Here is an 11,293-nt window from a genome sequence, read left to right as displayed (position 1 = left end):
ACGGGGCGTCCGGACCGGCGTGTTCGGCACGGTAGGCCTTGACCCAGTACGCCAACGACGACTCGTTGATCTCCAACTCGCGGGCGACCTGCGCGACCGGACGGCCCGCGCCGGCCACCACCAGCTGCACGGCATCGGCCTTGAACTCGGCACTGAACTGCCGGCGCTTCTTCTTGTTCGATGTAGACATGACGCTCTGTTGCGTCCTTCCTGCTAACGACTGTCCACGAGAACCGTCTCACCCCAGCCTTTTTGGAGACGGCCACCGATCCGAACCTGGTCCACGACATCGCCGCCAAACTGGACGCCAGCGACGTCTATGAGGGTGCGGACATCGACACCGTCGCGGACGCATGGGTGAAAGGAAAGGGCAACCAAGCGCTCGACACGGCCTTCGCGCCGTCGGTCAGCCGCTTCCAGACGCGGCGAGCCAACGCCACGGTCGCTGACGACAAAGCAGAACTCGACGCGCTCGACACCTTCGTCAAGGACCTCGGCACGTTCGTCCGGGTCTACGACTTCCTGAGCCAGATCGTCGACTATGGCAGCGCCGATCTGGAGAAGCGGTCGATTTTCTATCGTCTGCTCGCCAAGCGGCTCCACGACCGTACGGACGCGGACGACATCGACCTGTCGAGTCTGTCGTTGGTCGCTGTCCGGCAGATTGATCAGGGCCAGCATGACCTTGGGCTGGGTGAACGTGTCGGGCTGAGAGGCATGACCGAGGCGGGGTCGGCACAGAAGCGTGACCCGAAGATGGTGGCGCTGCAAGAGGTCATCGACCGGATCAACGATCTGTTCGGCGCCGAGGAGTTCACCGAGAGCCAGCCGGAGTCGTTCGTCCGTGGCCTGATCGACCGGATGTTGGAAGACGACGCGCTGGTCCAGCAGGCCCGCGTCAACTCGGCGAGGCAGTTCGCCGAGAGTCCCGACTTCGACGAGGCGGTGGTGGACGCGGTCACCGACAACCACGACGCCCACGCCAAGATCGCCGACTTCTTCTGGTCCGACGCTCCGGGCCGAGCTGGTTTGATCCTGGCGTTGGCGAACGCGTTTCATGAACTGGCCGCCGACGCCGCGTGAGAAAGAGGAGGCGATGGAGAACGTCACGCCGACTATGTGTGTCCTCCATGTAGGGCACAATGTAGGGCATGGTCAAGACAAGCGTTTATCTCGACGAGGAACAGAAGGCGCGCCTCGATGAGGCGTCTGCCGTGTCAGGCTTGTCGCAGGCCAGCTTGATCCGTCAGGGCATCGATCAGGTCATCCAAGATCAGCTGCGTGTCCGTCCGAGGATGAAGGCGCGCGCTCATGCCCCCGAGATGGTGGGACGGGTCGAAGACCTGTTGGACGATCTGGGGAGCGAAGCCAGCGCATGAGGCTGGTGGCTGACACGGGCGGCATCGTGGCGGCGATCAACGCCGCCGAGCCTGACCACGCTGATTTCCTGGAGACTCTGGAGTCTGCTGCGACAGTTCTAGTGACACCACTCGTGGTCACCGAGGTCCACCACATTCTCACCTCGGCTGGACTCGCGACAACGGCGGACGACTTCCTCAGTGATGTCGCAGAGGGCTTCTACACCCTGGTGAATCCGACACTCGCCGACCTTGCCCAGGCTGGTCGTCTCGTCCAGCGGTATCGCGGATCCATGCAGAGGAAGCGACGCAAGCCCGGTTCGCTCGATCTCGCCGACGCGATGAATGTGGTCGTCGCGGCCGCTCATGGGACGAACATGATCGTGGCGACCGACCAGGACTACCGCCGGGTGACTCCTTTGTCAGGACACCCGGCTTTCGTGCTCTTGCCTGATGACCGCGTCTCAGCCTGACGGTCACCCGCAGGTCTATCGTGTGCTCGGCGAGGAGTTGGCTCGCCTGTCTCTGTCCGATAGGAGTCCTGATGTTCGATCGCCGTCCTGTCCGTTTCGACCATTCCACGCTCGTCGTCACCGGCGCGGGCAAAGGGCTCGGAGAGGCGGTGGCGCGCCGGGTCCACGCGCTCGGCGGGAACGTCGCGCTGCTCGACGTCGACCTCGCCGCCGTCCAGAAGATCGCCGAGGAGTTGGGGGAGCGGGCGCTCGCCGTCGAGTGCGACGTCACCGACATCGATCAGCTCCGCGCCGCCGCCGAACAGACGGAGAAGCACTTCGGCCGGATCGACCTCGTGCTCGCCAACGCTGGGATCGCGCCGCCGACCCGGGCGGTGGCCGACATCGACCCCGACGCTTTCGAACGGACCGTCGAGATCGACCTGCTCGGCCAGTGGCGCACCGCGCGCGCCTTCCTGCCCGCCATCGAGCGCAGCGGCGGGCACATCCTGTTCGTCGCGTCCATCTACGCCTTCTTCAACGGCGTCCTCAACGCCTCCTATGCGATGAGCAAGGCAGGCGTCGAACAGCTCGGGCGGGCGCTGCGGGCCGAGCTCGCGCCGCGCGGGGCCAGCGCGGGCGTCGCCTACCTCGGCTTCGTCGACACCGACCTCGTCACCACGGTCTACGCCCAAGACCACGTCACCACGCTCCGCAAGGCGCTGCCCGCCTTCCTCACCGACCCCATTCCGGTGGGCCAGGCCGCCGACGCGCTCGTCGCCGGGCTCGCCCGGCGTAAAGCTCGCGTCACCGCCCCCGGCTGGGTGCGTCCCGCGCTCGTCACCCGTGGTCTGTCCGACCCGCTCGCCGACCGGGTCATGATGTGGCGGGCACGCGGCGCGGTCGAGCAGGCGCGTGAGTAGATCCGGCTACGCCCAGCCCCAGTGGCGGCGTTGGGCGGAGACGGCCCAGGACTCGACCGCCTCGACGTCGGCGCGCCCGGACAGGGGAGAGCGGCCCTCGTCGAGGATCGTGCGGACCTCGGCCTCCAGCGCGCTGATCCACGTCGACACCTGGTCGCGCCCGACCTCGCCGCGTTTGACCGACAACACCTGCTCGCGCTCAGGCTCGGGCAAGGGCAGCGACAGCGTGCCGTCGCGAGCGATCTCGCGCCCCTGGTAGGCCAGCCGCAGGGCGTGGCTGCCGTACTTCACGTCCCAGCCGAATCTCTCGATCAACTCCGGCCGGTTCGGCACATTCCGCCTCGACTGGCCGAGCATGCGCTGATGCTGGGAGTTCATGTAGCCGAGGAAGCGCTCGACGGCCACCTGGGACAGGAACGCCGACCGCATCGCCCGCAACTCTTCGCCCAGCGGCGTCACCACCACGAGGTCGGCGGTCGGCGCGAACAGCGGCAACATCACCGTCGGATTGCCCTTGACCGCCAGGCGCAGGTACTTCTTCAGCGAGTAGAGCACCAGGTCGGTGTCGCCGTGACCGCTGCGCACGCCCTCGGGCTGGGTCCGCCAGATGTAGTCCTGTCGGTGCGACCGCACGCCGAGCACGTGCTCGGGCGGCTCGATGTAGACGCCCATCTCGTCGTGGTCGTCGGTCCCCGGGATCGCGATGCCGTGTACGCCGCTGCCGACCACCGACCGCAGGATCTCGTTCGGCAGCGCCACCGCCGGGTCGCCGTACTCCACATTGCTCGCATCGCCCATGGGGACAGTGTGTCCGAGCCGGGGCGTCACGCCTCGTCGGCGGCCTCGGCATAAGCGGCGGTGAAGAGCTCCAGCGCCGCGACGAACTCCTCGACCTGGTCGGCCGGCAGGGCGGCGAGCGCCCGCTGGTAGAGGCCGACATGGTGGGACAGGTCGGCCTCGAACCGCTGGGCTCCGTCGCCGGTGGGCGACAGGACGCCCGCCTGCTGGCCGGGCGGGTTCTGGCGTTCGATCAGACCCGCCGACAGCGCCGCGCCGACCTGGCGGCTCACGGTCGACTGGTCGATCCCGGACTCCTCGGCGACCTCGCGCATCGTGCGCGGCACGCCGTCGGACAGCAGCCACATCAGACGCCGGTCGGCCACCTTGAGCCGCGAGCGCGACTCGGCGACGTGCTGGGCGCGCGCGAGGCGCGCCATCGCGGCGAGCACGGTCCAGACGGGGGTGTCCTTGAGTTGGTCGGTGACGCGCGTCATAGCGGATCCTTTTGGTGCTGAATGCAACTACCTGTACGCTTCTTCTCGCTATATGCATCATACATATACGCGCTGACCTGGGAAGACGTGAAGATCATGACCACTCCTACGAACGACCGCCCGAGCGAGACCGTGGCCGACCGGTCCTTCTCGCCGACGCTCGTCATCCTCGTGCTCTGCGTCGGCAGCCTGTGCGGCGCGCTCATGCAGTCGCTCGTGATCCCGATCCAGAGCGAGCTGCCGCGCCTGCTGGGGACCGATCCGAGCAGCGCCTCCTGGGCGATCACCGCCACGCTGCTCGCCGCCGCCGTGACGATGCCCGTCACCGGACGCCTCGCCGACATGTACGGCAAGAAGCGAGTGCTCGTGGCGTCCGCGGCGGTCCTCGTGCTCGGCTCGGTCGTCGCGGCGCTGTCGAGCGCGCTCGCCCCCTTCCTCGTCGGCCGGGTGCTGCAGGGCGTCGCCATGGGCTACATCCCGGTCGCGATCAGCCTCGTGCGCGAGCTCGCCCCCGCCGACAAGGCCGCGGGCGCGGTGGCGGCGGTCAGCGCGACCCTCGGCGTCGGCGGCGCGCTCGGCCTGCCGCTGTCGGCCTGGATCGCCGACGACTTCTCCTGGCACGCGCTCTTCTGGCTGTCGGCGGTGCTCGCGCTGTTGATCCTCGTGCTCACCGCCGTCGTCATCCCGCCCGTCCACGACGAGCACCCGGCACGGGTCGACCTCGTCGGCGTGGTCGGGCTCGCGGTCGGGCTGAGCGCGGCGTTGATCGGCGTCAGCAAGGGATCGGAGTGGGGCTGGTCGGACGCGTCGACCGTCGGCTCCATCGTGGGCGGCCTGCTCGTGCTGGTCGCCTGGGCGTTCTACGAGTTGCGCCACGACGACCCCATCGTCGACCTGCGCACCTCGGCGCGTCGCCCGGTGCTGTTCACCAACCTCGCCGCGGTGCTCATCGGCTTCGGCATGATGGCGCAGTCGATCGTGCTCCCGCAGCTGTTGGAGGCGCCGGAGGCCACCGGGTACGGGCTCGGCCAGACGATCCTGCAGGCCGGGCTGTGGATGGCCCCGGCGGGCCTGATGATGATGCTGTTCGCGCCGGTCTCCAGCGCGCTCATCAACCGGGTCGGTGCGCGTGTCACCCTGTCCATCGGCGCGGCCGTGGTCGGCGCCGGCTACCTCGTCTCGCTGCAGTTGATGGACGAGCCCTGGCGGCTCATGATCGGCTCGCTCGTCGGCGCGGCGGGCGTCGGCGTCGGCTACGCGGCCATGCCGACGTTGATCCTCGACAACGTCCCGGAGCACGAGGCGGGGGCGAGCGTCGGAGTCAACGCGCTCATGCGGTCGGTCGGCACCACGGTCGCCGGTGCCGTCATGGCGGCCATCCTCACCAGCCGAACAGTGGACTTCGGCGGGCACGCGATCCCGAGCCAGTCGGCCTTCGAGGCCTGCTTCCTCGTCGGTGCGGGCGCGGCGGTCGTCGGGGCGCTCGTGGCGCTGCTGGTGCCCAGGCGCTGACCCGGGCCGCCCGCGATCACGACCTGCGCGCAGCGGCCCGTCGTCGAACGTGAGAACCTGCGTCGCCCTACCTGGAGACGCACTGCCAGTGAGCTGCGCGCCGCTCGCGGGAGCGAGGTCGGGCGCCTGATCCGCCGATCAGGCGCCCGGTTGTTTGTCGAACTGCTCGCCAGGTCTCAGCGGCGACGCGTGCGAAGGCGGGCACGGTCGGTGTGAGCGGCGTGAGGAACCCGTCGAACGACGTGGACGGACGAGCGAAGGTCTGAGTCGCGCGAACAAGCGTGTCGATCACCTCCGCAGGTGACTCGGTGATCAGGGCGTTCGGACCGCTCGTCGAGTGGTGACGACGTGATCAGGGCCCGCCTCGTCCGTGTCGTCGGCGAGTGCGCGCAAGGCTTCCGACCGCTCCAGTCGGCGCTGCTCGCGGTAGCGCGCCACGGCGGCCGCAGTGACTTTGCGATGCGTGCCGACGCCTGTCGACGGCAGTTCGCCGCGGTCGATGACACGTGTCACGGTCATGCGGCTCACCCCGAGAATGTCAGCGACCTGTTGGGTGCTGAGCAGTGCCTCCCGGGGGGAAGACGATCACTTCGGCGCTAGTTTCCAGAGCTTCGAGAAGGCTGAGAAAAGCAGATCGGGCTGGTTCGGGAAGGTCGACCGTCTGGCCGTCGGCTGTGCGGAGCGACCCGTTGAGGGCGGCGCGTAGTGTTTCGGCGTCCTCGTGTGCGATAGCTCCAACCGTGTCTCGATCCTAGGCAAAACGCTCAAAACGCACACCGCTGTCCGGTGTTCAGCCGCTCACCGTGTCGTGGCTGGCCATGAGGTCGGTGAGGTGGGTCCAGGTGGTCTCGGGGGCTTTCGTGCCGGTGAGCACGCCGAGGTGGCCGCCGGGGGCCAGCGGGAGGCGGACGTCGGGGGAGTTCGTCAGCAGCTCGCCGACGTGGTGGGCGGCCTTCGCCGGCACCAGCACGTCGCCCTCGCCGGCCACGTTCGTCACCGGGACGCGGACGTCGGCCAGGTCGATCATGCGGGTGGGTCCTTGCACGCGGCCGGTGGCGACCTCGTTGCGCAGCGCCATGCGCTGGTAGACCTGCAAGGTGGCGCGTCCCGGGTAGGCGAGCATGTTGTTCATGATGTGGTCGACCGCTTGGATCTGCGCCAGGAACTCGCGGTCGTTGCGGCGCGACCACAGGGTGCGCGGCTTCTTCAAATAGGTGGGCAGCGCGGTCGCTTTGAAGCCGATCGACACCAGTGGAGCGGGGATCGACCCGGCCGCCTTCAACGTGGTCCCGACGACCCGGCCGCCGGTGAGCTTGGCGACGCCGCGCACGGGCTTGAGCAGCGGGTGGTCCGACAGGTCGAAGGGGCTGGCGACCATGCCGACGGTGCGCACCGGGAGGTCGGGGTAGGCCGCGACCGTGCCGATGGACAGCAGGCCGCCCATGCACCAGCCGACCAGATGGACGTCACGGCCCATGTTGTCCGCCGAGACCTTGCGGATCGCGGCGGGCAGCACGTCCATGATGAAGTGCTCGATGCCGATCTTGCGGTCGTCGCCCTTGAGCGGCCCGTAGTCGACGAGATAGGTCGGGCGGCCCTGGTTCACCAAGTGCTCGGCGAGCGACAGGCCGCGGCGCAGGTCGAAGCAGGCCGCCTGGGAGCCGAGCGGCGGCACCAATAACACCGGCAGGCCCTTCGCGCGCACGCCCTCGACCCGGTGGTAGCGGTGCAGCTGGCGGGTGCGGCCGGTGTCGATGACGTCGGACGGCGTGCGCGAGCGGTCGGCGATATTGCGTCCGACGAGGAAGTCCCACAGGTTCACGACGGCATCGCGCTGCTCCTTCCAGTCGAGCAGGGAGGGGGAGGCGGTGGTGTCGTCCTCATCGGTCATCGCGGCTCCTTCGCCAGGTCGTGACGCGGAGTTACATCATGCCCTGAAATGCTCGCCGATGTGGGTCGAAAGCCCCTCGATCTCGTCCGCATTCTCCGGGTCGAGGTCGGCGAGCAGTCGGGCGCCTTCGCAGATACCCTACGGGGGTATAGTTTAGAGGGAAGACGAGGGGAGGCCATGGTGGGCGATCACGGACACGGCTATCTGCACCGCAAAGACGACTACCTCAAACGGCTCAAGCGCATCGAGGGCCAGGCCCGCGGCTTGCAGCGCATGGTCGAGGAGGACCAGTACTGCATCGACGTCCTCACCCAGGTGTCGGCGATGACGAAGGCGCTGCAGTCGGTCTCGCTCGGCCTCCTGGAAGAGCACCTGAACCACTGCGTCCGCCGCGCCGCCGAGGCCGGCGGGGCGGAGGCCGACCAGAAGATCGCCGAGGCCTACCAGGCTGTCGCACGACTGGTCCGGTCCTGACAACTACTCCGAAAAGGGGAACATCATGAGCACTGCCACCTACACCGTCACCGGCATGACCTGCCAGCACTGCGTCGCCTCGGTCACCGAGGAGGTGGGCGAGGTCGCGGGCGTCACCGGCGTCGACGTCGACCTCGCCACCGGACGCCTCACCGTCACCAGCGAGGAGCCGGTCGCCGACGAGCTGGTGCTCGCGGCGGTCGTCGAGGCCGGTTACGAGGCGACGGCATGAGCACGGGCGTCAAGCTGAGCGGCTTCGTCGCGGTGCTGGTCACCGTGGCCGTGCTGGCCTTCCTCGTCGGGAAGGGCGTCGGGCCGCTGGGCGACGCCGCCGACGGCGGTCACGACGGCCACGAGGCGACCGAGAGCAGCGAGCATGGCGCGGTCGGCGGGCTGTCGTCGTCCGAGCACGACCTCGTCCTGGAGCTCGACGAGCCGATCCTGGCCGCCGAGACCACCGAGGTCTCCTTCCGCATCGTCGGCAAGGACGGCGAGCCGGTGACCGAGTACGACGAGGTCCACGAGAAGGAGCTGCACTTCATCGCGGTCCGTCGCGACACCACCGGTTTCCAGCACGTCCATCCTGAGCGCGCCGCCGACGGAACCTGGACGACCGACCTCGACCTGACCCCGGGCGACTGGCGCCTCTTCGCCGACTTCCAGCCCGCCGGGCACGGCCACGGGATGACGCTCGGCGTCGACGCGGCGGTCGCCGGGTCCTACACGCCGCAGCCGATCCCGGCCGACACGCGGACCGCCGAGGTCGACGGGTACACCGTCACCCTCGACGGCGACCTGGTCGCGGGGCAGTCCGGCGAGCTGACGTTGACGGTCGAGAAGGACGGCGAGGAGGTCACCGACCTGGAGCAGTACCTCGGCGCCTACGGCCATCTCGTCGCGCTGCGCGTCGGCGACCTCGGCTATCTGCACGTGCACCCCGAGGACGGCGACGCCGGTCCCCAGATCGCCTTCGCGGCCACCGCGCCGTCGGTCGGCGTCTACCGGCTGTTCCTCGACTTCCAGCACGACGGTGTCGTCCGCACCGCCGAGTTCACGCTGACCGCGACCGAAGAGCCGGTCGCCGAGCCCGAGGCTGAGCCTGAGGACGGGGGCGGCGAGCATGACCACCACCACTGAGACCCGCGAGGTCGAGCTGTTGATCGAGGGCATGACCTGCGCGTCCTGCGCGAACCGCATCGAGCGCAAGCTGAACAAACTCGACGGCGTCGAGGCGACGGTCAACTACGCCACCGAGAAGGCCAAGGTCCACTTCGCCGCCGACGTCGCGCCGGAGACGCTGGTGCAGACCGTCGAGCAGGCCGGCTACGGGGCGCGCCTGCCGCAGCCGCCCGTCGAGGACGGCGTCGAGGCGCATGAGCACGACCCCGTCGAGGCGCATGAGCACGACCCCGTCGAGGCGCTGCGCCAGCGGGTGATCGTGTCGGCGGTGCTGAGCGTCCCGGTGATCGTCATGGCGATGGTCCCGGCGCTGCAGTTCACGTATTGGCAATGGCTCTCGCTGACCCTCGCCGCGCCGGTCGTCGGCTGGGCGGGCCTGCCCTTCCACCGAGCCACGTGGACCAATCTCAAACACGGCACGGCCACGATGGACACGCTCGTCTCGATGGGCACGGGCGCGGCCTTCGCCTGGTCGCTCTACGCGCTGTTCTTCGGCACGGCGGGCGAGCCGGGCATGACCCACGCCTTCGAGCTGACCATCGCGCGCGGCGACGGCGCGGGCGACGTCTACCTGGAGGTGGCGGCGGGCGTCATCACCTTCATCCTGCTCGGCCGGTACTTCGAGGCACGGTCGAAGCGCACCGCCGGGGCCGCGCTGCGGGCGCTGTTGGAGCTCGGCGCGAAAGAGGTGTCGGTGCTGCGCGACGGCCGCGAGGAGCGGATCGCTATCGATCAGCTCGTGGTCGAAGACCAGTTCGTCGTGCGGCCCGGCGAGAAGATCGCCACCGACGGACGCGTGGTCGAGGGAGCGTCGGCGGTCGACGCGTCCATGGTCACCGGCGAGTCCGTGCCGGTCGAGGTCGGCGTGGGCGACACAGTCGTCGGCGCCACCGTCAACGCGGGCGGACGGCTCGTGGTCGAGGCGACCCGCGTCGGCGCGGACACCCAATTGGCCCAGATGGCCCGACTGGTCGAGGACGCGCGGAACGGAAAGGCCCAAGCGCAGCGGCTCGCCGACACCATCTCCGGGATCTTCGTGCCCGTCGTCATCGTGATCGCGGCGGCGACCTTCGGCTTCTGGGCGGGCGCGGGCGACTCGCTCGCCGCCGCCTTCACCGCGGCCGTCGCGGTGCTCATCATCGCCTGCCCCTGCGCCCTCGGGCTCGCCACGCCGACCGCGCTCATGGTCGGCACCGGACGCGGCGCGCAGCTCGGCATCCTCATCAAGGGGCCCGAGGTTCTGGAGAGCACCCGGCAGGTCGACACGATCGTGCTCGACAAGACCGGCACGGTCACCACCGGCCAGATGACGTTGGTCGGGGTCCATGTGGCCGACGGCGTCGACGAGCGCGACCTGTTGCGTTTCGCCGGGGCTTTGGAGAACGCCTCCGAGCATCCCATCGCGCAGGCGGTCGCCGCAGGAGCGGTCGAGCGGGCCGGCGAGCTGCCGACGGTCGAGGACTTCGCGAACGTCGAGGGGTTCGGCGTGCAGGGCGTCGTGATCGACGGCGAGCAGACCCACGCCGTGCTGGTCGGGCGGCCGCGACTGCTCGTCGAGTGGTCGCAACACCTGACCGACGACCTCCAGACCGCCTTCGACGCGGCGTCCGCGAAGGGCCAGACGGCGGTCGCGGTCGGCTGGGACGGCGCGGCGCGCGGCGTGCTGGTCGTGGCCGACGCGATCAAACAGACCTCGGCCGACGCCGTCGCGCAGTTCCGCGACCTCGGCCTGACCCCGGTGCTGCTCACCGGCGACAACGCCACAGTCGCCGCGGCGGTGGCCGCCGAGGTCGGCATCGACCCCGGGCACGTGATCGCCGAGGTCATGCCGGCCGACAAGGTCGACCAGGTCAAGCGCCTGCAGGCCGACGGCAAGTCGGTGGCGATGGTCGGCGACGGCGTCAACGACGCCGCCGCGCTCGCCCAGGCCGACCTCGGCCTCGCGATGGGCACCGGCACGGACGTCGCCATCGAGGCCTCCGACCTGACGCTCGTGCGCGGCGACCTCCGCTCGGCCGCCGACGCGATCCGGCTGTCGCGCCGCACCCTCGGCACGATCAAGGGCAACCTGTTCTGGGCCTTCGCCTACAACGTCGCGGCGCTGCCGCTGGCGGCGGCGGGCCTGCTTAACCCGATGCTGGCCGGCGCCGCGATGGCGTTCTCGTCGGTCTTCGTCGTGTCCAACTCCCTGCGTCTGCGCGGCTTCCGCGCGCAGACGTGACTTGAGGAA

Annotated in this window: 14 protein-coding genes; 9 read left to right on the top strand and 5 right to left on the bottom strand. The window is 69.4% G+C overall.

Annotation, left to right across the window (positions count from 1 at the left end):
- Nucleotides 1-190: transposase (locus tag QM621_RS00185; protein WP_414988322.1), on the bottom strand; the 190-nt coding region annotated here is incomplete at its 3' end.
- Nucleotides 191-252: 62 nt separating this feature from the next.
- On the opposite strand from QM621_RS00185, the gene QM621_RS00180 reads away from it, so the two are divergent.
- The 4 genes from QM621_RS00180 to QM621_RS00165 all read left to right on the top strand — a co-directional run bounded on the left by QM621_RS00180 (nucleotide 253) and on the right by QM621_RS00165 (nucleotide 2,733).
- Nucleotides 253-1,083 carry a hypothetical protein gene (locus QM621_RS00180; RefSeq protein ID WP_414988321.1) on the top strand — a complete coding sequence of 277 codons (831 nt, stop codon included), beginning with the start codon at nucleotides 253-255 and terminating at the stop codon, nucleotides 1,081-1,083.
- 68 nt (nucleotides 1,084-1,151) lie between these two features.
- The gene (locus QM621_RS00175; protein WP_414988320.1) at nucleotides 1,152-1,379 is read left to right on the top strand and encodes a CopG family transcriptional regulator; all 228 of its coding nucleotides are present in this window, start codon (nucleotides 1,152-1,154) and stop codon (nucleotides 1,377-1,379) included.
- Nucleotides 1,380-1,384: 5 nt separating this feature from the next.
- A complete protein-coding gene (locus tag QM621_RS00170; protein WP_414988319.1) occupies nucleotides 1,385-1,831 on the top strand; it encodes a type II toxin-antitoxin system VapC family toxin in 447 nt (148 codons plus the stop codon).
- 71 nt (nucleotides 1,832-1,902) lie between these two features.
- Nucleotides 1,903-2,733 carry a short-chain dehydrogenase/reductase gene (locus QM621_RS00165; RefSeq protein WP_414988318.1) on the top strand — a complete coding sequence of 277 codons (831 nt, stop codon included), beginning with the start codon at nucleotides 1,903-1,905 and terminating at the stop codon, nucleotides 2,731-2,733.
- A 6-nt stretch (nucleotides 2,734-2,739) separates the two neighbouring features.
- Here QM621_RS00165 and QM621_RS00160 read toward each other — a convergent pair whose 3' ends face one another.
- Entirely contained in the window at nucleotides 2,740-3,531 is a 792-nt protein-coding gene (locus tag QM621_RS00160) for a DNA polymerase beta superfamily protein (RefSeq protein WP_414988317.1), read from the bottom strand.
- Nucleotides 3,532-3,557: 26 nt separating this feature from the next.
- Entirely contained in the window at nucleotides 3,558-4,007 is a 450-nt protein-coding gene (locus QM621_RS00155; protein WP_414988316.1) for a MarR family winged helix-turn-helix transcriptional regulator, read from the bottom strand.
- A gap of 96 nt (nucleotides 4,008-4,103) precedes the next feature.
- On the opposite strand from QM621_RS00155, the gene QM621_RS00150 reads away from it, so the two are divergent.
- The gene (locus QM621_RS00150; protein ID WP_414988315.1) at nucleotides 4,104-5,519 is read left to right on the top strand and encodes an MFS transporter; all 1,416 of its coding nucleotides are present in this window, start codon (nucleotides 4,104-4,106) and stop codon (nucleotides 5,517-5,519) included.
- Between the two features lie 312 nt (nucleotides 5,520-5,831).
- Here QM621_RS00150 and QM621_RS00145 read toward each other — a convergent pair whose 3' ends face one another.
- Both QM621_RS00145 and QM621_RS00140 read right to left on the bottom strand, forming a co-directional pair.
- Nucleotides 5,832-6,083 carry a helix-turn-helix domain-containing protein gene (locus QM621_RS00145; RefSeq protein ID WP_414988323.1) on the bottom strand — a complete coding sequence of 84 codons (252 nt, stop codon included), beginning with the start codon at nucleotides 6,081-6,083 and terminating at the stop codon, nucleotides 5,832-5,834.
- A 226-nt stretch (nucleotides 6,084-6,309) separates the two neighbouring features.
- Nucleotides 6,310-7,410 carry an alpha/beta fold hydrolase gene (locus QM621_RS00140; RefSeq protein ID WP_414988314.1) on the bottom strand — a complete coding sequence of 367 codons (1,101 nt, stop codon included), beginning with the start codon at nucleotides 7,408-7,410 and terminating at the stop codon, nucleotides 6,310-6,312.
- Between the two features lie 177 nt (nucleotides 7,411-7,587).
- Here QM621_RS00140 and QM621_RS00135 point away from each other — a divergent pair, with 177 nt between their 5' ends.
- Genes QM621_RS00135 through QM621_RS00120 form a run of 4 tightly spaced genes read left to right on the top strand, consistent with a single transcriptional unit; the run spans nucleotide 7,588 to nucleotide 11,284 of the window.
- Nucleotides 7,588-7,884, top strand: a complete 297-nt coding sequence (locus QM621_RS00135) for a metal-sensitive transcriptional regulator (RefSeq protein ID WP_414988313.1) — start codon at nucleotides 7,588-7,590, stop codon at nucleotides 7,882-7,884.
- A gap of 25 nt (nucleotides 7,885-7,909) precedes the next feature.
- Complete coding sequence (locus tag QM621_RS00130; protein WP_414988312.1) at nucleotides 7,910-8,116, top strand: heavy-metal-associated domain-containing protein; 207 nt, start codon at nucleotides 7,910-7,912, stop codon at nucleotides 8,114-8,116.
- The gene (locus tag QM621_RS00125; protein WP_414988311.1) at nucleotides 8,113-9,021 is read left to right on the top strand and encodes a hypothetical protein; all 909 of its coding nucleotides are present in this window, start codon (nucleotides 8,113-8,115) and stop codon (nucleotides 9,019-9,021) included. Before QM621_RS00130 ends, QM621_RS00125 begins: the two co-directional genes overlap by 4 nt.
- Complete coding sequence (locus QM621_RS00120; RefSeq protein WP_414988310.1) at nucleotides 9,005-11,284, top strand: heavy metal translocating P-type ATPase; 2,280 nt, start codon at nucleotides 9,005-9,007, stop codon at nucleotides 11,282-11,284. The genes QM621_RS00125 and QM621_RS00120 overlap by 17 nt, the downstream gene beginning before the upstream one ends.
- Nucleotides 11,285-11,293 lie beyond the last annotated feature (9 nt).

Origin of the sequence: Aeromicrobium sp. (assembly GCF_047606445.1) — a bacterium.
Lineage (GTDB): Bacteria > Actinomycetota > Actinomycetes > Propionibacteriales > Nocardioidaceae > Aeromicrobium.
This window is presented reverse-complemented; position numbering and strand designations above follow the sequence as displayed.